Here is a 24,603-nt window from a genome sequence, read left to right on the forward strand (position 1 = left end):
ATATCGCTTGCCCATCATCAAAAATAAACCTTTGAGGTTAAGGCGCTGGTTAATTTGGACACTACTCTTGGTTTGTCCGGGTATTAACGCGCAGACATCATCAGAAAAAACAGCTTGGCAGCAGACACTCCAAGACGCTCGCAACGACAGTGTTTATTTTTATGCTTGGGGCGGCGATCCTCAAGTTAACCGTTACCTCGAATGGGTTACAAAAAGAGTTGATAACAAATACGGCATCAATTTAGAGCACGTCAAACTGGCGCAAACCAGTGATGCTGTGAGTCGCGTGCTTGCAGAAACGTCAGCGGGGAATACCAGCGCAGGACAGGTTGACCTTTTATGGATAAATGGCCTAAATTTTGCGACTATGGCGACAAACAACTTACTTGAAGCCAACTGGGTTAGCAACCTACCCAATTTTGCCCTGACCAATCCAGATCAAAACCCGGCCATGACGATGGATTTTGGTATGCCAACAAACGGCATGGAAGCACCTTGGGGAAGAGCCGCACTGACCTTCTATTACAACAGTGCGACCGTATCCACGCCGCCAACAACGCTGCAACAACTATTAACTTGGAGCGTGCTTAACCCAGGACGCTTTACTTATGCTAAACCGCCTGATTTCTTAGGTTTGAGCTTTTTAAAATATGCATTGATAATACTCAACCAGCAGCAGGATGTAGGCATTTATGAGCAGCTATATGTAGCACCAACACCGCAAAGTGAACGCCAATTATTATCATCTTTATGGGCATTTTTAGATAAACTTCACCCACACTTATGGCGTCAAGGTCAATACTTTGTGAGCGATGGCACAAGCATTAGGCGCTTAGTTGGTGACAGCGAGCTTGACCTAGGCTTTACGTTTTCTGCTTCTGATATACCCGGCGCTGTCGACCGTTTTGACTTACCTCTTAGCATTCGAAGTTATGCAATGAAAGACGGTAGTTTAAGCAATGTGCATTTTGTCACTATACCGGTTAACGCCAAGCATAAGGCTGGCGCAAAAGTAGTCGCTAATTTTTTAATGAGCATAGAAGCACAAGCAAAAAAGCAGCAGCCAAGTAATTGGGGTGACCGGACTGTACTTGATTTAAGCTTACTCGCACTCGATAAACAATTGCTGTTTAGCTCGCCTCAACAGCATCCAAGCGCCTTGCCCGAGTTGGATACAAGTCCATCTTTGAGTGAACCTCATCCACAGTGGAGCGCAGTAATTTCCAAAGAATGGAAAAAACGATACGGTGCAAAGCAATGATAGTCGACACATCGCTTTTTACACGTTGGGTAAAGTTCAGTCCGAGCATTCTAATAACACTGCTGATAATGCCTGTTGTCGCCGGCTTATTAGGCGTTATACTGCCGGCATTTGGTTGGTTACCTGCACTTGGCGAAGATACTGTTGACTTAAGAGGTTTTGAGGCTTTATTTGCAACTCCCGGTTTCGTCAAAATGCTTGCCTTAAGTTTTTCAACTAGCTTTGTTAGCACATTTTTTGCGGTCCTCTTAAGTATTTTAATACTGGGAAACTACTTCAACAGTAAACTATTAGGACACATTCAAACACTTTTAGGGCCAATATTGGTTATTCCTCATGCGGCAGCCGCTATCGCAATTGGATTTCTAATTGCGCCATCTGGCTTGATTATGCGTTTATTTTCGCCATGGTTGAGCGGTGCTGAATTGCCACCTGATATACTTTTACCAAACGACCCCTACGGGTTTAGTATCATTTTGGGGCTTACTTTAAAAGAGCTGCCTTTCATTTTATTAATGGCAATGGCAGCCATGCAGCAAAAAGAAATTAAGCAAGCTATTGAGGGACAATACAAAGTCGCACTCAGCCTCGGCTATCACCCTTTTACCAGCTTTTGCAAAGCCGTTTTACCTATGCTTTATCCTTTTATACGCTTACCTATCTATGCCATATTAGCCTATTCTAGCGCCAGCATAGAAATTCCGTTAATCTTAGGTCCAAATACGCCACCCACTCTGGCAGTTGCTATTATGCAGTGGTTTAACGATGTCGACTTGCACTTAAGGATCCAAGCCTCGGCAGGCGCGCTAGTGCAAATTATGCTAACTCTGTGTGTATTGTTTACTTGGTGGTTATTAGAACAATGCGTTAAACGAGTTTGTTTATCTAGTTTGATAAATGGACGTAGAACATATGCTGATGTCACTTGGAAATTCCTAACTCATTGCATAACGCTTGTTGTGCTTTTTGCCATCGTTTTGGCATTGATTGGCTTAGTGCTTTGGTCATTTGCTGGCTATTGGTCTTTTCCAAAAGCGTATCCCGATCAACTAGTTACCCAGCACTGGCAAAGCGCTTTACAACAATTACCAGAAACTATCAGCGACACAATTTTAGTCGCCCTTGCTGCCACCGGTGTTGCCTTATTCCTTGCTTTATTCACATTAGAGGCAGAACAACAACGCCGTACACAGCTAAGTTCTTTTACTAGTCTCATGATTTATTTACCTTTGTTGGTGCCCAGTATTGCTTTTTTATTTGGTATTGTATGGGTCAAAGAAATCATTGGTATTAATGCCGTATTTAGCATGGTGGTGGTTGGTCATTTACTATTTGTTATGCCATATGTGTTTTTGTCTTTAGCCACAAGTTATCGCAAGCTCGATTTGCGCTATGCAAAGGTGGCGGCGTCCTTAGGTCGTTCGCCATGGAGCGTGTTTTATTCGGTAAAACTGCCTCAATTAATGCCGCCTATCTTATTTTCTAGTGCGCTTGGACTTGCCATTAGTTTTAGTCAGTATCTGCCAACATTATTACTGGGTGGCGGACGTATAAATACCCTAACCACTGAAGCTGTTGCTATTGCAAGCGGCGCCAGTAGGCGTATAAGCGCGGTCTATGTCATACTACAGATTCTCTTGCCAGCCTTCGGATTTATACTTGCTTGGCTGATCCCTAAACTTTTTTTTCGTCCAAGGTATTAAGCAATGGATCCAGCAAACAACATGTTAAGCATTCAAAACTTATGTATTTACAAAAACGAGTCACGTTTGTTTACGTTAGATACAAACGTATTGGCGGGTGAAATATTGACCATCATGGGGCCATCAGGAAGCGGCAAATCGACTTTACTAAGTTGGCTATCGGGAATGCTAGATCCTGCATTCACAGCAGAAGGGAAACTCTTGCTAGGTGGCCAAGATATAAGCCAAACTGCCAGTCATTTGCGACGAATTGCGCTTCTTTTTCAAGATCCATTACTGTTTAATCATCTTACAGTTGCAGGCAACATCGAATTTGGCATGCAGGCTTCACAATCCAGCAGCAAAAAACAGCGTATATCAAAGGCATTGGCCTCGGTTGACTTATCGGGTATGGAAACGCGAGCACCTAAAAGTCTATCAGGTGGCCAACAAGCCCGTGTTGCATTGCTGCGGGTATTGTTAAACGAGCCACGGGTAATTTTGCTAGATGAGCCTTTTAGCAAGCTCGACAGTCAACTCAGGCAAGCAACAAGAGAGCTAGTATTTGAACAAATACGCCAGCGCGGTTTGACCGCTATATTGGTTACCCATGATCAAAGTGACGCAGATGCCGCAGCAGGTAAGGTGATTAATTTGTCAAATCCAAGGAGCACTTAATAATGTTAGACGCAAGCATTACGCCAGCGGTAAAAGTAGTATTAATGCCCTTGGTTAAACTTATCGACCATTCTAAGATAACGCCAAATCAATTAACACTCACCGGCTTTGCCGTTGGTTTGTTGGCAATCCCATTTTTAGCTTTGCAATGGTGGTATTTGGCCTTAACCGTCATTTTGTGTAATCGGATCTTAGATGGATTAGACGGTGCACTTGCAAGGTATCAAGGGTCTAGCAGCAGCGCAGGCGGTTTTTTAGATATTTGCCTAGACTTTCTTTTTTATGCGGCGGTGCCAGTGGGCTTTGCGCTTGGGGACACGGCTCAAAATGCACTGCCAGCAGCCATTTTATTAGCCGTTTTTATTGGAACAGGTTCAAGCTTCTTAGCCTTTGCTATACCGGCGGAAAAATACAAGTTAATTAAGCCTCAATTTGAATACAAAAGTTTTTATTATCTACATGGTTTAACCGAAGGCACGGAGACCATTCTAATTTTTGTCGCGTTTTGCATCTGGCCAGAACATTTTCCATGGTTAGCCTATGGTTTTGCAATCGCGGGAAGTATCACTGTATTCACCAGAATTTACGGTGGCTATTATACCTTAAAAGAGCAAGATTTGAAGGCATCGTGCGACAAATGAGATTGTTCAGGCTGAACATATTTGCGCACTTAACTGCCTCAAAATACGCTGCGGGCCTGCGCAATTCAGTCCAGCCGATGACGCTTCATGAAGCTCAGGTCTAGATAGTCCTTCCACATGCCTAAGAGGCGTCCACCCACACTAAAACGCTCATAATTCAGGAGTGCGCTGCCATCAGCAGTGGAAAGCAAGGCTAACGAACGTGGTTGGGGCTGGTATTCACGCAATGTCCTGCCTGCCAACAGCTCGGGAATGATTTCGCTCAACACCGCTCCTTGTCGCACCGCATAAACGCCAGAATGGAATGCACCAGGCTGACTTGCACAATCTCCGGTCGCTAAGACCTCGGGGTGACTTTCACTTTGTAAAGTTGCCCGAACTCGCACAAAGCCTGAATTGTCGCAACTAAGACCAGAGGCAGACTGCCATGGCTGAGGTGCAGCGCCTGTTGCAATCACAAGCGCATCGGGACTTTGTATTCGTTGTTTGTTACTCAATAGCCAACCATCCGCGATACAATCGACTCGAGTGCCTTTACGCAGGTCAATACCGCGTTTATATAGTATTTTGCTGGCTCGTTTGCGTAACCCCAACGAATAGCCATCCAGCAGATCACCGCTGCAAATCAATGATAACTGCGCCTGGGGTAAACTCTGATGCAAAGCTAGTGCAAGCTCGAATGCTGCCGCACCACCGCCCAGTATCGCTATCTGTATTGGGTCGTTATGCACTCGCCACGCTTGCCAATGGTTGTTAAAAGCCGCAAACGGTTTCGCTGGGGCGACATTAATACTACCGTCGTTTAGACTGGGCTGAGGTGGCACAGAACCTACGTTTAATGAAAGATAGTCATACTCAAGTTCTCGTTTATCAAGCAACTGCACTTTGCGGCTTATTGCTTTTAATGTGGCTATTTCACCAATCATTAGGTCAACACCGCAGGCCTTGCATAAAGGCGCAAGTTCGATCGCACACTCGTTTTGAGTAAAGCGGCCGGCAACGAGGCCAGGCATCATTCCTGAATACCAAGCGTGCGAATTGGGGCTGAGTAATATTGTGCCTTGTGGGGGTCGAAATCCATTATCGACCCAGCCACGCAAAGCGACAAGGTGAGCATGGCCGGCGCCGGCGAGAATAAGCGTATGCCGTGTTGCTTTCATAGGTATCCAATAACCCTAACTGATGGGTTTTTTCACTAGGTCAACGTATTGACCGTATCCGGCTTCGTCCATATCAGCTTTTAAAATAAATTTCAGCGCGGCTGAGTTCATACAATAGCGCAATCCCGTTGGTTTCGGGCCATCTTTAAAAACATGGCCTGAGTGGGAATCTGCCAGTGCACTGCGAATTTCGGTGCGCACTCCCCCATACCAAGAGCGATCTTCTCTCTCCACCACAGCATTCAAACTAATTGGCCGAACAAAGCTAGGCCATCCTGTGCCTGACTTGTATTTGTCGGTGGACAAAAATAACGGTTCACCAGAAACCACATCCACATAAATACCGGCACGTTTTTCATCCCAGTATTTATTGTTGAAGGAGGGCTCGGTCGCATCCTGCTGGGTAACCTTGTACTGAATACTGGTCAATTGTTTACGAAGTTGTTCGTCGCTTGGCTTTTGAAAGGCCTGCTGATCAAGTCCACCCTGCTGGCCTCTATCAGCAGCTTCGCTGGTTTTGGGCCGGTATTGGGCATAGTCAATTTCACGGTCCTCGCCCCATATCTTATCAATAAACTGATAGCGGCCGGAGTTAAAAGTGTAGTACTTATACCTTATCGGATTTTTTTTATAATAATCCTGATGATATTCCTCTGCGTCATAAAATGACTCGAACTGGGTAACCTCCAGCGCCACTGGTTTGTCATAACGACCACTGTTTTGCAAAGCCTGAATAGAAGCTTCAGCGCTACGTTTTTGTTCAGCGTTGTGGAAAAAAATAGCGGGACGATACTGTTTGCCTCGGTCTACAAACTGACCGTCGACATCAGTCGGGTCCATCATTCGCCAAAGTGCTTGTAGCAGTCCCTCATAAGTGATGATCTGTGGATCGTAATAAACTTGAACAGCCTCAGTATGACCCGTTGCACCACTAGCAACTTGCTGATAGTTCGGATTTTTCTCAATACCTCCGCTGTAGCCGGAGACTGCTTCGGCTACACCAGGAATTTGTTCAAAACCGGCCTCAACACACCAAAAACAGCCCCCTGCGAACGTGGCTACTTTGAGAGATGGATCGGATGGTGCATACTGCGGTTCTTGAGAAGCCACATTATTGAGTCCAATGGCCTTGAAACCAATAAAACTCAGACTGAGGACCAAGACGACGTAAAATATTTTATGATTCATGCTAATAACCTACTTTATGATTCATGCTAATAACTTAATTTGCGAGATATGCGTCTCACTTGAATAAACAGGGGTCTGTTGGCCTGTTTCCCAGTCAGTCCGCAAAGAACTGTATGACAGTTTAAACGAATTCACACCGCCTTAGGGATCACTACCGATGCATATCATTTTAGACTACACAGGGTCAATTGAATATGGGTAACAGGCCAAATCAAATTCGTCATACAGTGAAGCATAGCTAAGATACTCCATAGCTACTCACACAATGAAAAGACATGCGCAGTATACTATTAATTGAACGCGAACTCTTACAACGAAGGCTTGGGTTGTTGCATAGATCAGGTATGCCGTTTATTGTCCTGATACACGCAGGCAAGACTTTAATAATATACAAGCGGACTTAAACTCGCTTGTAACAGGAATTAGGCAAATTATAGGTAATTAATATTCACAATTTACATAAATTCAATTCCATCATATACAGAGTGAAATCATGAACGATAGCCTACGTCAAATATCTAACGTAATCCTCGCGCCGCTGATGTGGATTTGCTCCAGCCTTGGTTTTGTCATTGAGGGAGCGAACAGCCCAGGCGATATGTCAGATCCCAACACGAATTTGTTAACACCGTTTGGCGCGGCGTTTTCAATATGGCTGCCGATATTTTTGCTCTGCATTGCTTACGGCCTTGTTCAAGCACGTCCGAGAAACCGCGAACATGGTGTGTTTAGACGTCTAGGATGGTGGAGCGCAGCTGGTTTTGCGGGCGTTTGCCTGTGGGGACTTGTCAATGCTTTCGCACCAATGCAGCCCTTTAACTGGGCACTATTGAGCACCGCAATTATATTTATCCCGACCATGTTACTGCTGGTCAAAGCCATGCTGATTGTGACCACCGAGAAGGGGAATCTTAAAGGATTTGAGAAAATCGTGACATGGTTGGGCCTGTCGCTAATCGCAGGCTGGTGCTCAATAGCCGTGTTCTTAAACTGGACCACTCAAACGGTGACATTAATGACAAACGCTGGGGTAGATGCTCAACTCTCCCATACTATTATCCTCGCGCTTGCGCTTATTTGGGGAGTATTTATCATCCTTAAAAGCGGTGGCAATCGGGCTTACGCCTTCCCCATTATTTGGGGTTTGGTATTTATCGTTATCAGGCGCCTCAATTCAGACCCAAGCTATACCGTCATCACGGTCAGCGCTACCATTGGCATCGTAGTTTTGATCGTCGCTTGTTTGGTGAAGCCAAAAACCAAGCAAATTATTTAAGCTCAGCTTGATTTTGTGACGACATCGCTGTAGCTGAACTTGGCTAGTGAATACAAGGGTGAGTCAATTGCCGATGCAAATTAACAACCGGGATAAAACAGACGCTCATCGGCCACAACTTTTTTTAGCTAATAATTTTTTGAGCTGCAAAAAACGCTCACTATTGTTGTGTAACGTGATTGACTGGTCCAAATTTTTTCCTATTTAAAACTAGCAGTGTCAACACTATTAACCCGAACAAAGTACCGATTGGGATCATGAATAGTAATAAAGTTGAATATATTACTAGCGCCCAAAACAGCCAACGCGTTCGATAATTCAGGCCCACAACGGAAACTGCCAAAAGGATTAACGCTACCGGAAATAAGAGAAACCCTATAGCTGTAGAGATCGCTGCTGATGACATCTCGTCTGCCGGTATTCTAGGCTCATTAGTTCCGAACAGAGTTATCTCCTGGAATGAAGATGCCATAATGAAAACGTAATCAGCGATTCCCCAAAGTGGCGCCCAAAAAAGCAGTAATCCCGAGATTGCAACGTATTTCCCTATAATTTCTTTTTTCAACTGCTTCCCTTACTTAGTTACATAACGCTTTAGTATTCTTTTGTCATAACGGCAAAAGAATCATTTGTTGAACTGAGCCATGCAGGTTGTTTCATCTAATAAGCTCTGCATTCGTTGATTGATATCAATAGCTTGCCCTGATTAGGTGACAATTTCCACTGCTTTTTATCGTTGTTACTATGAGTTCATAATAACCCCGCATCTAATTTCAGCATAAATGTAATAAAAACAATAAGCTACTTTGACGACTCTGATTAAATACCATCAAACGCAGTTGAAATATGAGCTACGGCCTGTCATTCAACTTTGTAATCGGTGTGTTACTGAAACTTTTAAGCAACACGCATAACAGCCATCAATACTTCACAAAAAATAGCCTTGCCTCAATAAGCCAAATGGTGGCTGTCGCGCCCATTCCTGCTCTGTATTTGCCACCACTTTATTTATCTAACACCGCTACCGCGATATAGTATCTGCGACTGTTTTTCTAATTTCAATCAGCTGATTTTTTATTGTTTAATTTAGGCATACTAAAAAAGATTTAATTCAAGTATATTAAGGATATAACGATAATAAATTCAGTAATAAGAATTAATAGTAGAAGATCATGGATGTGGCTGTCATAACAAGAATACGTATCCTCATTATTGACAATGTGGTCAGCGCTAAAAAATATCTTACATCACCTTTAGAGAAAATTGGTTTTAGAGATATCCAATATGTCGAATCAACTAGTCGTGCCCTGCTGGCGATTGAGAAGCTGCCTTTTGACTTAATTATTTGTGCATATAGTATTCAAACTGAGCATGACGGCCTGTATTTTTACGAGCAGTTATTGCAGTTAAAATTGTTAAATAGCAAAACTGGATTTATTTTTACTAGCACCACCACTAGCTTTGAAATTATTCAAAGTATTGTCGATTTACCTCCTGACGACTTTATTGCGAAACCAGTCGACACTCAAAAGCTTGAGAAACGCATTAACCGCGTATACAAAAAAAAGCAGCTAATGAGTGCGACTTGCGAATTTATCGAGCAACAAAAGTATAACTCAGCCCTCACTGAAGTTGACAAAGTGCTCTCATCTCAAAATAATCGAGAACTTTTTCCAATCGCGCTCAAAACCAAAGGTGACGTGTTATTGCTAAGCCAACGCTACACTGACGCAGGTGCCTTTTTTACATCAATGCTAAAAATACAAGCGCTTAGTTGGGCTGAAGTTGGATTTATTAAGTGCCTCATTGCACTTGATCAAGATGATGAAGCTGAAAAGAAAATCATTAACTTGGCTTGTAAAAGAGAAACTAAAACAATAGGTTATGAGCTCTTAGCTATATTACACGTTAAGCATAATAAATTTGATGAGGCACTTGAAAGTGCATTAATGGCTACCGAGAGCTCACCCAAAAATTTTAAGCGTCAAAATACAGCTCGTTTATTGGCTAAATTATCACACGATCATGAAACCGAGTTTGATATCACTAAACGCATGCTGGCTTTTGCAAAAAATTCAGTAAAAGAATCACCCGAGTTATATAAGAATGCGGTGCGTGCGGGTATCGACTATGCGATGAGTGCTGAACCAAAACAACTGCACGATATTATGAATGCGACCAAGCAATTTTTAACTCAATTGAAAAAAAACTATGTCATCGAAGAACATGCTGAAGAAGTAAAAGTGATGCAGGCTCGCATCTTGTATTTGCAAAACGAAAATGAAAAGGCACTCGACATTGTCGAACAATTTAGTAGAGATAATTCATTGATGTCAGATGAAGCTCTAATAGATAAGGCAAAAGCCTTACACGAAATCGGATTAAAAGACGATGCTATTGCACTCTATAACGTGTTGGAAGCGCGCGCTCAACAGCGTATTAATTATAGTGACGGTCAACTTTCCGATATCTCGCTGTTATCAAAGTTAATAAGTAAGGAAAAAACAGAAAAGCAACGTATTCAATTGAATCCAAAAGAGTTAAACAAGGAAGGGATCCAGGCCTTTAATACCGGTAATTTTGGCAAAGCATTTGAAATATTTTCACAAGCATCGGCATTAATGCCGAAAAATACCGCGATTGCGTTAAATTTGTTGCATGTCATTTCAAAACTACAAATGAGTACGGCTATTTCAGAGTTGGGTTTACACGTTAGCCGCAACATAAATGTTCTCGAACAGAAAAAACTTAATTTTGAACAATCTCAAAAATACAAAAAACTGCGCAATCTGTTAAACGTTTAACGGATATTTCACGTAGTATCTAATGACTAGAATGTCTCCTCTTTATCAAAGGTAATACAACAAAACTATGCGACAATCCCGCTACAATGATCCAGAAGACGCCGCAATAAACTGGCGCGTTCTCACTAAACTATTACCCTATCTTACTGAATTTAAAACCCGAGTGTGGCTTGCCATCGGCTGTTTAGTGGCTGCCAAAGTTGCCAGTGTAGCACTCCCCTTTATATTAAAAGATACGGTAGATAACCTTAATTTAAACACCACAAAAGAAGTAATAATGGCCGCCACAATCGGTCTTATTATTGCTTACGGTGTCCTGCGATTTGCTAACGTATTGTTCGGTGAAATAAGAGATACCCTATTTGGTCGTGTTACCGAGCGCGCAATGCGTCGACTAGGCCTAACCGTATTTAATCATCTACATAAACTGGACCTCGATTTTCACCTTTCTCGTCAAACCGGGGGGTTGTCGCGCGATATTGAGCGCGGCACATCGGGTGTTAGTTTTTTAATGCGCTTTTTAATTTTTAATATCGGCCCTACTCTGCTTGAAATCGGCATGGTAGTCGGACTCTTGTTTTATAATTACGGTGCCAGTTTTGCTTTGGTTATTTTTATTTCTGTTGTGCTGTACGTGTTTTTTTCGATGAAAGCGACCGATTGGCGTACAAAATATGTAAAACAGGTAAATCAAGCGGATAATAATACGACGTCGCGTGCCATCGATAGTCTGCTCAACTTCGAAACCGTCAAATACTTCAATAATGAAAAATTTGAAGCAAACCGCTACGACGTTGACCTTGAAAAATGGGAAAATGCACGGCGAAAAAATCGCCTATCCTTATTTGCATTAAATGGCGGTCAAGCTTTTATTATTGCTGGTGCGATGACCTCGATGATGGCTTTAGCTGCAATTAATGTGGCGAACGGCAACATGACCATTGGTGACTTTGTATTGGTGAATGCGTTTACCATGCAGATATTTATGCCATTGAACTTTTTAGGCTTTGTGTATCGTGAAATTAGAGGCTCATTAACTAATATTGAAAACCTATTTACCTTGTTAGAACAACAGCCTGCTATTGTTGATAAGGCGGATGCAAAAGAGCTGCATGTGACGAAGGGTGAAATTGTCTTTGAGAACGTTGGGTTTGCTTATCATAAAGAGCGTCAGATACTCGAAAATGTTAATTTTGTAGTCAAAGCAGGCACCAAAGTCGCTGTGGTTGGCGAGAGTGGAGCGGGAAAATCAACCCTAGTAAAATTGTTGTTTCGGTTTTATGACCCCACTGTGGGAAGTATAAAAATTGATGGTCAGGATATCGCGCAATATACCCAAGATTCGGTTAGACAACATATTGGGATCGTGCCCCAAGATACCGTTTTATTTAACGACACTCTCTATGAAAATATTCGCTATGGACGCCCTGATGCCTCTGAAAAAGAAATTCAAGAAGCAATAGAATTAGCCCACTTAGATACATTCGTAGGCCTTCTCCCGGACAAAGGCGACACCCAAGTTGGTGAACGTGGTCTAAAGCTCAGTGGTGGCGAGAAACAACGTGTGTCGATTGCTAGAACAATATTAAAACGCCCTCCTATTATGGTGTTCGATGAGGCCACATCTTCACTTGACTCACAATCGGAGCAAGCAATACTGTCGGCCTTGCGAGAAATAGCCAAAGGCTATACGAGCTTTATGATTGCACATCGACTTTCGACTATTGTTGATGCTGATATGATTATTGTTATGGACAAGGGACAAATTGCAGAACAGGGTTCACATGGCGACTTGCTTAAGCTAAATGGGATATATACGAATTTATGGCAAGCACAACAAAAAAACACTAACACTGGGTGACATGCTTCGTGTCACTGCGGACATTATTGGTTTACGGACTATTTTTACGTGCTATTTTTACGTGCTATTTTTACGTACCATTGTTCACGTATTATAGCTGCAAGCAATTTTAACCGTGAATATAGATAAGAAGAGTAGAATATGAACATCGATTTTGGCAGTCAGTCGCAGGAAGCCCTGTTAACATTAGTTAATACCGTTATGCCTTTTGGTAAATATGCTGGCACCAAACTACTCAACTTACCGGAGCCATACTTAGTCTGGTTTCATAAGCAAGGTTTTCCTAGTGGCAAACTAGGAGAGCAATTAGCATCAATGTATGAAATCAAACTAAATGGCTTGGAGCCACTACTTGCTCCTTTACTTTACGAAAATAGAAACACCACACGAGCTGCATTTTTACACTCTAAAGATATAGAAGCAGTGAAAACCCGCGATAAAAACCGATATTAATATGCGCTTTTTTAATTCTGAACGTCGCGCGCAATCGAAGCGCAAACCCCAGTATGAAAAAGTACCAGTAAAAGATGTAGGCATTGACCATCAAATTCTTAATTTACACCAAGCAATGATAGAAAAATGCCTTGCACACCCTGATTTATTTTCTGAGATTCAAGCCCGAATAGAAGTGCGCTATGCCGCACGACAAATGAGTTATGGGGCTTATTTAACTTGGTTATCTATTCTTGAATTGAAAGATAAACCAGAGCAGTTAATCGCGGCACTTTTGGAGAAATCAGTGAAAATGCGCAATCTGCGTCGAGCAACGGTTTTCACTCAAGTACTGACAGAAGAAGAGCGTATTGTCGTTATAAACGCCGGCTGAATAGATCAGATACATCGACTCTTACCGCTGGGCTACTATCACTCAAGTGTCTGTTTTGTTATTACCCGCTTGAATCATTTCCTGCTCCAACATCGTTCCGAACTCTTCATTATAAGAGGCAAATAGGATACCAACACCTTCTTTACTGGCATGCATAACCATTCCTTTATTGTTAAGTGTCTATTGTGAAGTAGCACTTATTTACTCAATCTGTCCACGTATTTCACCCGATGGATGAGCTGGTGTATGCACATTAACGTAATGTCCACCGGAGGCTAAGACGCCAAATATTTCTGCGTTCAACGTCGTACCCTCAGGTACAGACCAAACATTAACATCATCGATTGATTGTTCAAGAGCAACTAAAACTGGCCCGTTTTCGCCAATTGGACCCGTGTGTATATGCGCCATAGTGGCGTCTTCAACCCCTGTTGTGTTAACTTTCAGCGTTAGTGCTTGCGTTGTTTTATTATAGCTTGCATAGCCGTCTGCATTTGCTGACGTTGCAACAACAGGGACTTGTTGAGAACCGGCTAGTGAGAAGCCGATTACTACTACATCCGGCGCCAATATTTGCGCACGTATCGCTCCATCAGGAAACTCGATCGTAGCGATATTGATGTACATTAAACCGTCAAGTAAGGCACTAATTTGCTGCGGACTAACCACATTAGATAGCTCAAGCATGTCAGTGTCGTTATTTTCAAACGTAAACAATGATGCGCTATTTTGTCCTATTGCACCGATATGTAAAGTGGCCGTTGTCAGCATATTTACAGAGCTTACATCTAGCATTATTTTTATTAAATTACCGTCAGAATCATATTCGATAGACGCCGTTGCAGTATCAGCACTGCCCGTTTGTGGAACTTGCTGGCCAGCGTTAAGCGTAGCGTCGAAACTACCGCTAGGACTAAATATTTCTGCAGGTTCAATGATGTCAGTATCATTCCTGCTGCAAGCAGCAAGGACAAATACAACAGATATTATCAATAAATGTTTTAACATGGTAGGTTCTTTTAATTTTATAATACTCGATTAGACTGGTGCAAATAATAAACAGTTCGCTCAAAAAAATTAAATTTTTGTCATGTTTTTATGCTGCTTTGATAAAAACAATTAACGGCGTCACCGGACTTCAAGGATTGGAGGGAAATATAAATATTGTAATTATATAAATCAATGAGTTATGTAACTCATTGACTCATTGACTCATTGTAAGGCTCGCTGCCGAGCCTTATTAATTGGCTACACTTTTGCGCTCTTTAAATGATCTGCGACTAAAAAGGCCATTTCTAACACTTGATCGGCATTTAAACGCGGGTCACACTGAGTTTGATATGCTTGGGATAAGTCAGCGTCACTTATTTTATATGCACCACCTGTGCACTCAGTTACATGTTGACCAGTCATTTCTAAGTGGATACCACCGGCATGTGTTCCTTCTGCTTTATGAGCATCAAAAAACTGAATGATTTCAGACAAAATAGCATCGAAATTACGCGTTTTATAACCGCTTTTAGACGTAATGGTATTTCCGTGCATTGGATCTGAGCTCCAAACAACATTGCGACCTTCAGCTTTGACTCGGCGAAGTAATCGCGGTAGCTTTTCACCTAAATTGTTTGCTCCCATACGGGTGATTAAGGTTAATCTCCCAGGCGTATTATTTGGGTTTAAGGCATCAATTAAACGGATCAATTCATCTTCTTGCATGCTTGGGCCAATCTTAACACCGATAGGATTGTTAATACCGCTGAAAAATTCGACATGCGCATGATCTAATTGACGAGTGCGCTCACCAATCCACAACATGTGCGCAGAACAATTGTAAGGTTTGCCCGTTAACGTATCGATGCGCGTTAATGCTTGCTCATAATTCAATAATAAGGCTTCGTGCGAGGTAAATAATGACGTCTCATGCAATGCACTGTTGTTTTGTGCATTTATGCCAATCACATCCATAAACGACAATGTGTCTTGAATACGATCAGACATATCTTGATAACGTTCTCTTAATGGATTATTTTCTAAAAACGCCATATTCCAGCGATTAACTTGATGTAAGTCGGCCAAACCACCTTGCGCGAATGCTCGCAACAAGTTCAGTGTCGCAGCGCTTTTATTATAAGCTTCGAGTAAACGATTAGGATCCGGTTGGCGAGAAGCCTCTGTAAAATCAAAACCATTAATAATGTCACCGCGATAAGTTGGCAAGGTAACGCCGTTGATGGTTTCAACGTCAGACGATCGAGGTTTAGCATATTGCCCAGCCATACGAGCTACTTTTGTCACCTGACAACGACCCGCAAAAGTCAATACAATAGCCATCTGCAAAATAACTTTGAACGTATCTCTAATTTTTGGCGCATTGAACTCATCAAATGATTCGGCACAATCACCGCCTTGCAATAAAAACCCTTTACCTTCACATACATCGCCAAGTTGCTTATAAAGTTGACGTGTTTCCTCAGCAAATACCAACGGTGGATAACCCGCTAGTTTAGCTTCTACTTCTTTAAGTGCTTGTTGGTTTTGATATGTGGGTTGTTGAAGTATCGGCTTTGCTCTCCAACTATCGGGTTTCCATTGACTCACTGTGTTTCCTTTTACTCTGTTATGTATTGTTCGTATTGATGAATAATATATTTTATGTTTATGTGTGCGTTTCAATAACTGTTTGTCACACGCTATTTATTAAAAGCTATTTATTAAAAGCTATTTATTAAAAGCTACTTATTAAAAGCTACTTTTCAGAAGCTAGTTATCAGAAGCTAGTTATCAGAAGCTATTTGAGTACTGACTAACAATCGATTAGCTCAACCACAACAAGACTTCAAGCATATCATAAGGGGGGGTTAAAGTGGGCTTCTAATAAAGAGTTTTTCTGAGTTATTGGGATTTATAACTTCAGTGAACGGATAATTATAGAGCTCGGTTATGTTCTCAGCGGTCATAACAGATTTGACAGCACCACTACAAAATTCCGATTTGTTTTTTATCATCAAAACATGATCACAGTAACGCAGAGACAAGTTCACATCATGAATGCTCAGCACCACCAAATTTCCCTTTTGTGATAGCGCTTTAAACATCGCTAAGGTTTGTTCTTGAAATACCACGTCAAGGCTTTGGATCGGCTCATCTAAAAGAATCAAGGCGTCGCCATTTTTAACGGTATGCCAAACTTGCATTAGGCATCGCGCAATGTGCACACGTTGCTGTTCGCCGCCACTGAGATTGTTTAATTTATGATGCAACAGTGGCTTGATTAAAAGTGCTTGCTCAATGTCATGCGGAATATCAGTGTGCCCGGCGTAAAAAGTTAAAATTTCCGACACATTTAGCGAAAATGATAGCGCATAGTGCTGTTGCAAATAGGTCAGCTTAGTCGCCAACGCTGAAATTGGAAATGCAGATATATCTCGACCATTTAACTTAACCACGCCACTATCAGGCTCTACTAGCCCCGCTATCACGTCAAATAGTGAACTTTTGCCTGCGCCATTTTGACCCAGCACGTGCCAACATTCACCAGCATGCATACTGATATTTATATTTTCTAAGCGATGTTCGAGAACGACTTGAGAAACGGTTAGCATACAGGAAGTTATACCTTAAAATAAAAAACGGCTTTGTGTGCATATCATAAGGCCGTTATTGTCTCTATTTGAGACCTGTAAAGCAAGCCGATATAGTTTACTAAGATGCTACTTTTGACTGAGCCACAGGTGCATCAGGGTAATCTTTGAGTACTTTGTCAACGTACTCTTTACGCTTTTGTTCAGCTTGATCACCAAACAAGATTTGGCATGCCTCAATAATTCCCGGTGTATTGATAATTTCCGTCTTTCTTAACACCATTTCAATTTTAGAACGTCGACGTAGAAAGTCTTCGAGGTTTGTAATCATTTCTCTTCTTGCCGCATAGTGAACTTCCGCACGCAAATATTCTGCGTTACGCATCAATTGCTCAGCTTGCGCTGGGTCACGTTGAATTTCATCTAAAATTTGCAATGCATAAATGTCATAACGACGCCACAGTCTCACCGTGAGTTTTTCTGAGCTGTAACTTGGCGTCATATCGTCTAAACCAATCAAGCCCGCCCTATATTCAAATTCTTCTTTAATCGCATTTGAAGACTCGCCATACCAAATAGCATCTTTATTTGGCAATACGATACCTAAATTTTGCACAAGGTCAGCTATCTCTTCCCCTACATTAATACAGTCGGTCAGTTTGCCGCCAAAAATACTCACATACTTGTCTTCTTTATTAACGTCTACAGCGTGTTTGCGAGACAACTGAACCCAATCAGCCTTGCCACCTGCGCCCTTCACAGCTAATGGGCGGACACCACAACGTTCAGAAATAATATCATCTCTCGTTAATGGGCTGGGTAAATCTAACAGCGCATTTACGTTATCAAGAATAAAGTCGCGGTCCTCTTCGGTGACAGATGTCATCGGATTTTCTACTTGATTGTCAGTGGTGCCAATACAGGTTTTCTGGCCCATGGGAATAACGAAAAATAAACGCCCGTCAGATGCAAAAAAGGCTAACACTTTGTCAACTTTAGTGAGCTTGTTAACAATTAAATGCACGCCCTTGGAAAACAAATGGCTGTGCTCAGTGACTTGATTGGCGTCGTCATTGTAGTTGTCCACCATCGGGCCGCAGGCATTAATAATTGCTTTGGATTGGATGGTAAATGTTTTACCAGATTGCTCATCGACCGCTTTTGTGTGCCAAATACCCTCTATTTTTTCGCTGCCGTGTGCACCAACATAATTGGTCACAACAGCACCGTTGTCCATTGCGCTACGCACAAAGTTAAAAACAAAACGAGCGTCATTATCGTGCAAGAACGCGTCTGAATATTCAAAACCGCCTTGTGCATTTGATATATCAATAGCGGGTTCGGTATGTTTTATTTTTTTTGAAGACATAAAGGTAGGCATTTGAGTGAAGCACCTTCCCATTAACCAATATAGGCAAGTACCAATAAAAACAAACCAGGCAGGAAAACGAAAGCCTTTTTGTAATGTGGTTAAAAAACGAATTTCTTGAACCGTTGAAGGATAACTGCGCATCAAATGATTGCGGCTTTTGCATAATTTATTAACCAGAAAATACTCATGGTTCTCTAAATATTTAATCCCCCCCCAGGCAAGATTAGACGAATTAGACGAAGTGTGACCAGCAAAATCGCCTTTATCAATCATCGCCACGCTTGCACCCTTTCTTGATAAAGAAGCCGCTGACACAGCACCATTGATACCCGCGCCCAATACAAGCACATCGAATACCTCAGCCGACAGCTTGGTTATATTCGTTTCTCTCAAAATCACAGTTAGACCCCTTAGCGATTGCCATTTCTACACCTCACCATGATAAACCATTCAATAAAATATTATATATATGATTTATTATTATTTCGACGTTTGTTAAGATTATATTTTGTTCACTTACTTTTAATAAAAGAGCGCTGTTACAGGGCGCATAGCACATTTAGTTTTGACTACTGTTAACGGCGTTCCTATGCAAATATAATATCCAAATTAACGATTTAAATGACGTATTAACACCGTAATCAATTTGCAAGGCCATTAAAAACTGCTTAATCTAATACAAAGATTGACTTACGCAATATCATACAATAAAGGCGGAACAACATGTCTAAAACATCAGGTATTCTTTCAATAGACCAAGGAACAACATCGACTAGGGCTATCGTATTTGCATTGGACGGTACTAAAATAGCTGTTGCTCAAAAAGAATTTACGCAGTTTTATCCCAACAATGGTTGGGTTGAACACGATCCTGAAGAGATATGGAAAACGACTGTTGAAACATGTAAATCGGTGTTGCATGAAGCACAGCAAAAAGGCGTTAACGTAGCTGGTATAGGTATTACCAACCAGCGTGAAACAACCGTAATTTGGAACAGAGACACCGGCAAACCAATTTACAACGCGATTGTTTGGCAAGACGGCCGCACCTCTGCTTTTTGCAATAGTATAAAAAAACATGAAGATAACGTCTCCTCCAAAACAGGTTTATTGCTAGACCCCTACTTTTCAGCGTCAAAAATAAAATGGTTGTTAGATGAAGTAGATGGTGCAAGACAACTTGCAAACGCAGGCAAACTGGCTTTTGGTACCATCGACTCTTTTTTAATTTGGCGCTTAACCGGTGGCGCTAATCATGTAACTGATACAACAAATGCGTCGCGCACTAATCTTTTCAATATTCATGGTTTATGTTGGGATGATGACTTGCTTAGCCTGTTTGATGTGCCAGCATCTGTTTTGCCCAAAGTATTAGAATCCGCAGATGATTTTGGCCACACTGAAGCCAGCCTATTTGGACGCTCATTACCAATTGCTGGTGTTGCAGGTGACCAGCAAGCTGCATTATTCGGCCAGTGTTGTTTTGCCCAAGGAGATGTAAAATCGACTTATGGAACAGGTTGTTTTGCATTGCTAAATACGGGTAATCGAGCACTTAAATCAAAACACAAGTTGCTAACAACGATCGGCTATAGCTTGAATGGTGAAACCACCTATGCATTAGAAGGTTCAATATTCACCGCAGGAGCAAATATTCAATGGTTACGCGATGGTATAGGTGTCATTAACGACGCTAAAGAAAGCCAGACACTCGCGGAATCACTCAACTACGACCATGGCGTATTTCTAGTCCCAGGCTTTGCTGGATTGGGTGCTCCGCATTGGGACCCTGATGCTAGGGCTAGTCTGTATGGTATGACACGCGGCACATCGCAAGCGCACTTCGCACGCGCTGCCCTTGAAGCGGTATGCTTTCAAACCTATGACTTGCAACAAGCAATGGAGAGTGATGGCATTGCTTCTTCTAAAGTATTGGTTGATGGCGGAATGGTAGCAAATGACTGGTTATGCCAATTTTTGTCGGACATATTGCAAGTTGAAATTGAACGTCCGCAAAATATGGAAACAACAGCAATCGGTGCAGCTTATTTAGCTGGCTTAAAACTCGGTTTATATAAAGATCTTGCTGATATTGCTTCGCAAAAGAAAATCGAGAAACGCTTCACACCTAATATTGATGAGAACGTGCGACAAAAATTATTAGGACAGTGGCACAAAGCAGTGGAATGCACCCTAGCGTTTAGTCGCGCTTAGTCGCGGTTAGCATTTGTGAGCGCGCTAGGCTGCTTTAACAGACTATAAATAAACAATGGACCGCCGATGGTGGCGGTTAACATTGATACAGGCACAATCATACTGAATAACCATTCATTAATTAATGCTGTGATGATAAGTAATGTTGCGCCCATTAGTCCGGATATAGGCAACACTATACGATTATCATGGCCAACTAATTGCCTGACAAAGTGCGGTATAAGCAGTCCGATAAAAGCAATACTGCCGGCAATAGAAACACTCGTTCCTACTAGTAATGCCGTTAGGAGGAGTATTTTTCGTTCAAACTGAATCGGATCGACACCTTTAAGTTGTGCCGATGCGCCACCGAGATATAAGTAATTAAGCTTTTTCCCCTGCATTATCAGTAATATTGCTGAAATACTAATGATAGGAAGAGCGAAGGCAAGACTGGTGAAGTTGGTATTGTGCAAACTCCCCATTAACCAAAAGCTCAAGTTTTTAATCGACTGGGGAGGAGCATATATAAATAGCCAACCTATGATTGCACCCGCAATCGTCGAAATACCAATACCGGCTAAAATCACCGCACTAACTGATGCTTGCAGCTTTCGAGCTAATCCGTAAATGATAAAACTGCTCAACAAAGCACCAATAAAACAAGCAATGGGAAGCACGTAGTAAGCTACAGAATCAAAAACGCGAGGTAAAAAAGCAATGCTTCCAGTCAGCAGTACGATCGCCGCCATTAAACTTGCGCCAGCACTAATGCCGATAATACCAGGGTCAGCTAACGGGTTTCTCAATAGAATTTGCAGTGCAGCGGAGCTAATTGAGATCGCGCTACCAACGCCAATAGCGGTTAGCAGCACCGGCAGCCGAATATTGATAAAAATATGTTGCTCAATATCCGACGTGAACCAAGCAAGCCCATCGGCGAAGACAAACAAGATGACAACGAGGATAAATACGACGACGGATGAAACAATAGTTTTACGTTGACTCATTGAGGTTCTTATCGAGTCAAATGCGTCAATAAGCCATCTGATGCATCTTCAATCAGATCAAGAACGAGTTCAAAGCCTCGTTTGCCGCCGTGATAAGGATCGGGAACTTCATCAAATTCGGACTGTGTATAATCTAAAAATAGCGCAATCTTGACATGATATTCCTCAGGACATTTGCGCTTTAAATCTCTTACGTTAGCTTCGTCCATACCTAAAATTAGGTCAAAATCGGTGAAGTCTTGCTCGTTTACTTTTCTGCACTTTAAACGAGAAAGATCATAGCCTCTAGCACTAGCGACCTCTTGAGAACGCTTATCTGGAGCTGCCCCTTTGTGATAACCTGCCGTACCGGCTGAATCAACTTTAAAATCAAGGCCCAAGCGCTTCGCTTTTAGAGTAAACACTCCCTCTGCCGTGGGTGAACGACAAATATTCCCTAAACATACGAAAAGTATTGCTGGCGACGACATCGATTACCTTTGCCTTATTTTTAGGTCAACAGACCTTTTTTCAAATAAAAATGAGAACTAAGTTTATAACAATTAGCTCTCTTGTTAACATCAGTTTTTATATCAATTTAAAAGGATAACAATTAAATATGCTTAATTTAGCTAAAGTACTGATGCTAAGCAGTTCCAAGAAGGACGATGAGCCATATCTATATCATGCTCAATCGATGATAAAACAACATTTAATCGGGATTACCGACGTGTTGTTCATCCCGTTTGCTGGTGTAACATTGCCGTGGAATGATTACACTGCAAAAGTCCAAGAAGCACTACCCGACTTCAACGTTAGCGGTATTCATCGACATGCAAATGCAGGCGACGCTATTGCAAGTGCCCAAGCTGTGTTAGTCGGTGGCGGCAATACCTTTAATCTACTCAATGAATTATATAATCAAGATTTACTGCTGCCTATTCAGCAACGAGTTGTTAAGGGTATGCCGTATATTGGCTGGAGTGCGGGGTCAAACTTATGTGGTTTAAGTATCAAAACATCAAATGATATGCCAATCATTCAGCCGCTTAGTTTCGATACTTTTGGTTTCATTGCAGCACAGATAAACCCGCATTACACCGACTACGTTGCTCCTCATCACAATGGTGAAACACGAGACCAACGCATAACCGAATTCTGTACTTTATATCCTGAAGTTCCAGTTATCGGCATTCGTGAAGGCAGTGCATTGCTGCGTGATGGTCAAAAACTAACGCTTATGGGTCAACTTGATGCTGTTGTATTTACTGGAACGCAGCGAAAAGTAGTGCCTGCAGGCAGTGATATGTCGGTTTATCTATAATTAGCCAAGAATATGCCTTAGCGTACTATGAGTAAATTCGATGCTTTGCTGAGCATGCTTAACTTCAGCAAGAAAGGGCGCGTCAAGAAGTGCATGCAGGGATGCGAGATTTTCAGCGTAACAATTCATATTTGGATCAATCTGATTTGCAACCCAGCCGATGATATCGCAATTGTCGCGCTTAATTTGTTCAAACGCCAGCACTGCATGATTCAAACACCCTAGCTTCACCCCAACAACCAATATTACTGGCAACGTTGACTTGGCTACAAAGTCAGATAAGAATTCCACTTTTTTGTTGTCGTTTAATTGAGTACATTTACTATCATCTGAAGCGCTCGATAATGAAGATCGTAAGGGCGTTGATGGCAATGATGTGGGCAAGCGCCAACCACCTGCGCCCTCTACCAGCAAAAAGTCTGCGTCCTCGTTTTGTAATGCTTTTAACGCACCCGCTACTCGCTGCATATCAATCTTTCCACCCACCTGAGCAGCAGCAATATGCGGTGCAATCGGCGGGTAAAAAGCAATCGGATTGACCATAGCATAGGGCACTTTATGACTCGCAGCAGCCTGCAAATTTAGGGCATCGTCATTTCGTAAACCGTGTGGTGTTTGCTCACACCCAGCTGCTATCGGTTTAAAACCAATAGTTTTAAAGCCTGCCTTATTAATTGCATTGAGCAATAAAACGCTGACATAGGTTTTTCCTGCATCAGTATCAGTGCCGGTAATAAATACACTTTTCATGCTTAACTCTGTGTCTTTTGAATAGTTAGAAATAAAATCTGGTAAGTTAACGGCAAACCCCGATTACCCTCGCCTTTATCACCGGCGTTTCGTTGTTGATATTGCTCAGACAGAGCGCACACCTGCCGTTGCATTTGTTTGTCGAGTTCAATCAATTCTTGTTTACTAATAGCGTTGGAGACTGTTACTGGAGAGAGTTGTAAATGACTATTTTCGGCTATTTCCATGCTGTTGTATTTTGTCGCCGCACCAATTAGCTTCAATGCCCTTAACATATCTAAACTGCTGGAATGCCATTCTGTAAAGCTACGCACCTGTTGTTGAATATTTATTTTCACATTTGAATTTTTATTAATTTGTTCAATCTGCAAATCTTGAGTTGCTTGTAGCCATTGCTGTTGACTAAAAAAATTATTTATTCTTGGCGTTATGCCAATGTTCTCCCATGCATCTCGAAGTTCATACAGTGAAGAATCCAGCATAATAGCCAGTTGCGCCGAACCGCCAGTTGATAACACCCGAGTAATTTCAGCGATCCCGAAACTAGGCGAGGAGCACCACTGCAATGCCATTGAGGAATGAAGTACGTCAATTGATTGCGACTGAAGCGGCAAGCTATCAGCGTCGCCACTGCAATACAGAATTGCCTTATTGGTAAACGTTGTCACATCAGCATTATTTATCTGGGCGACTTTCAACATGCCATGAGAGATGTCGATTGCTAAACAATTATCTGACATTTTGGCAAGCGAGCCGGTATGTAAACCCGTGCCACAACCTAAATCTACTGAAAATTTGCTTCGCCCAGTAATAACGTGGCTAAGTAACTCAATATTCACTTCAGCAATTTGCTTCTGCACTTGTGCATACTGATCGTAGTTACCACAAGCGGCTGAAAAGTGCTCAGCAACACGCTTTTTATTTACTTCTTGAGTGAGATCCTGTGCACTGTTGGTTTGCACAACTTGAATAAACTCATGCACTTGATTGCTTGCGCCATTCATTGCTTGCGCTATT

21 protein-coding genes are annotated in these 24,603 nt (G+C 42.0%); 11 read left to right on the forward strand and 10 right to left on the reverse strand.

Features of this window, described 5'->3' with window-relative positions:
* Positions 1–7: 7 nt before the first annotated feature.
* From CXF81_RS08145 to CXF81_RS08160, 4 genes are read left to right on the forward strand one after another with little or no spacing between them, the layout of a single operon-like run.
* Positions 8–1,261 (forward strand): ABC transporter substrate-binding protein, encoded by a 1,254-nt coding sequence (locus CXF81_RS08145; protein ID WP_101180874.1) that lies wholly within the window; start codon positions 8–10, stop codon positions 1,259–1,261.
* Entirely contained in the window at positions 1,258–2,964 is a 1,707-nt protein-coding gene (locus CXF81_RS08150; RefSeq protein ID WP_101180875.1) for an ABC transporter permease, read from the forward strand. The genes CXF81_RS08145 and CXF81_RS08150 overlap by 4 nt, the downstream gene beginning before the upstream one ends.
* Before the next feature lie 3 nt (positions 2,965–2,967).
* Complete coding sequence (locus tag CXF81_RS08155; protein WP_101180876.1) at positions 2,968–3,621, forward strand: ATP-binding cassette domain-containing protein; 654 nt, start codon at positions 2,968–2,970, stop codon at positions 3,619–3,621.
* 2 nt (positions 3,622–3,623) lie between these two features.
* Positions 3,624–4,262 (forward strand): CDP-alcohol phosphatidyltransferase family protein, encoded by a 639-nt coding sequence (locus tag CXF81_RS08160; protein ID WP_101180877.1) that lies wholly within the window; start codon positions 3,624–3,626, stop codon positions 4,260–4,262.
* Between the two features lie 65 nt (positions 4,263–4,327).
* Here the strand turns inward: CXF81_RS08160 and CXF81_RS08165 are convergent, their stop codons facing one another.
* Positions 4,328–5,422: an FAD-dependent oxidoreductase gene (locus CXF81_RS08165; RefSeq protein WP_101180878.1), complete on the reverse strand. Its 1,095-nt coding sequence runs from the start codon at positions 5,420–5,422 to the stop codon at positions 4,328–4,330.
* A 15-nt stretch (positions 5,423–5,437) separates the two neighbouring features.
* The gene (msrA, locus tag CXF81_RS08170; RefSeq protein WP_101180879.1) at positions 5,438–6,610 is read right to left on the reverse strand and encodes a peptide-methionine (S)-S-oxide reductase MsrA; all 1,173 of its coding nucleotides are present in this window, start codon (positions 6,608–6,610) and stop codon (positions 5,438–5,440) included.
* A 493-nt stretch (positions 6,611–7,103) separates the two neighbouring features.
* Here msrA and CXF81_RS08175 point away from each other — a divergent pair, with 493 nt between their 5' ends.
* The 5 genes from CXF81_RS08175 (at position 7,104) to CXF81_RS08205 (ending at position 13,377) form a co-directional block, all read left to right on the forward strand.
* The gene (locus CXF81_RS08175) at positions 7,104–7,886 is read left to right on the forward strand and encodes a hypothetical protein (protein WP_101180880.1); all 783 of its coding nucleotides are present in this window, start codon (positions 7,104–7,106) and stop codon (positions 7,884–7,886) included.
* 1,178 nt (positions 7,887–9,064) lie between these two features.
* Positions 9,065–10,690, forward strand: coding sequence for a response regulator (locus CXF81_RS08190; RefSeq protein WP_157825527.1), 1,626 nt, complete (start codon positions 9,065–9,067; stop codon positions 10,688–10,690).
* 67 nt (positions 10,691–10,757) lie between these two features.
* On the forward strand, positions 10,758–12,551 hold the full coding sequence (locus CXF81_RS08195) for an ABC transporter ATP-binding protein/permease (protein WP_101180884.1): 1,794 nt from the start codon (positions 10,758–10,760) through the stop codon (positions 12,549–12,551).
* 141 nt (positions 12,552–12,692) lie between these two features.
* Positions 12,693–13,004 (forward strand): DUF3820 family protein, encoded by a 312-nt coding sequence (locus CXF81_RS08200; RefSeq protein ID WP_101180885.1) that lies wholly within the window; start codon positions 12,693–12,695, stop codon positions 13,002–13,004.
* 1 nt (position 13,005) lies between these two features.
* Entirely contained in the window at positions 13,006–13,377 is a 372-nt protein-coding gene (locus CXF81_RS08205; RefSeq protein WP_101180886.1) for a hypothetical protein, read from the forward strand.
* A gap of 201 nt (positions 13,378–13,578) precedes the next feature.
* Here CXF81_RS08205 and CXF81_RS08215 read toward each other — a convergent pair whose 3' ends face one another.
* The 4 genes from CXF81_RS08215 to CXF81_RS08230 all read right to left on the reverse strand — a co-directional run bounded on the left by CXF81_RS08215 (position 13,579) and on the right by CXF81_RS08230 (position 18,729).
* Positions 13,579–14,385, reverse strand: coding sequence for a CHRD domain-containing protein (locus CXF81_RS08215; RefSeq protein ID WP_101180887.1), 807 nt, complete (start codon positions 14,383–14,385; stop codon positions 13,579–13,581).
* Between the two features lie 240 nt (positions 14,386–14,625).
* The gene (locus tag CXF81_RS08220) at positions 14,626–15,975 is read right to left on the reverse strand and encodes a class II 3-deoxy-7-phosphoheptulonate synthase (protein WP_101180888.1); all 1,350 of its coding nucleotides are present in this window, start codon (positions 15,973–15,975) and stop codon (positions 14,626–14,628) included.
* A gap of 260 nt (positions 15,976–16,235) precedes the next feature.
* Positions 16,236–16,979, reverse strand: a complete 744-nt coding sequence (locus CXF81_RS08225; RefSeq protein WP_101180889.1) for an ABC transporter ATP-binding protein — start codon at positions 16,977–16,979, stop codon at positions 16,236–16,238.
* Positions 16,980–17,079: 100 nt separating this feature from the next.
* Complete coding sequence (locus CXF81_RS08230; RefSeq protein WP_101180890.1) at positions 17,080–18,729, reverse strand: glycerol-3-phosphate dehydrogenase/oxidase; 1,650 nt, start codon at positions 18,727–18,729, stop codon at positions 17,080–17,082.
* Between the two features lie 324 nt (positions 18,730–19,053).
* Here CXF81_RS08230 and glpK point away from each other — a divergent pair, with 324 nt between their 5' ends.
* The gene (gene glpK, locus CXF81_RS08235; RefSeq protein ID WP_101180891.1) at positions 19,054–20,544 is read left to right on the forward strand and encodes a glycerol kinase GlpK; all 1,491 of its coding nucleotides are present in this window, start codon (positions 19,054–19,056) and stop codon (positions 20,542–20,544) included.
* Here the strand turns inward: glpK and CXF81_RS08240 are convergent.
* On the reverse strand, positions 20,541–21,533 hold the full coding sequence (locus tag CXF81_RS08240; protein ID WP_101180892.1) for an iron ABC transporter permease: 993 nt from the start codon (positions 21,531–21,533) through the stop codon (positions 20,541–20,543). The two genes, glpK and CXF81_RS08240, sit on opposite strands and share 4 nt — an antisense overlap.
* A gap of 8 nt (positions 21,534–21,541) precedes the next feature.
* Complete coding sequence (locus CXF81_RS08245) at positions 21,542–22,003, reverse strand: low molecular weight protein-tyrosine-phosphatase (protein ID WP_101180893.1); 462 nt, start codon at positions 22,001–22,003, stop codon at positions 21,542–21,544.
* 128 nt (positions 22,004–22,131) lie between these two features.
* Between CXF81_RS08245 and pepE the strand changes: the two genes are divergently transcribed.
* Complete coding sequence (gene pepE / locus CXF81_RS08250) at positions 22,132–22,836, forward strand: dipeptidase PepE (RefSeq protein ID WP_101180894.1); 705 nt, start codon at positions 22,132–22,134, stop codon at positions 22,834–22,836.
* Here the strand turns inward: pepE and bioD are convergent, their stop codons facing one another.
* Both bioD and CXF81_RS08260 read right to left on the reverse strand, forming a co-directional pair.
* Entirely contained in the window at positions 22,837–23,586 is a 750-nt protein-coding gene (gene bioD / locus CXF81_RS08255) for a dethiobiotin synthase (protein WP_101180895.1), read from the reverse strand.
* A 2-nt stretch (positions 23,587–23,588) separates the two neighbouring features.
* Positions 23,589–24,590: a methyltransferase domain-containing protein gene (locus CXF81_RS08260; protein ID WP_101180896.1), complete on the reverse strand. Its 1,002-nt coding sequence runs from the start codon at positions 24,588–24,590 to the stop codon at positions 23,589–23,591.
* Between the last annotated feature and the right edge of the window lie 13 nt (positions 24,591–24,603).

It is taken from the genome of Glaciecola sp. 33A (assembly GCF_002836745.1).
Taxonomy (GTDB): domain Bacteria; phylum Pseudomonadota; class Gammaproteobacteria; order Enterobacterales; family Alteromonadaceae; genus Glaciecola.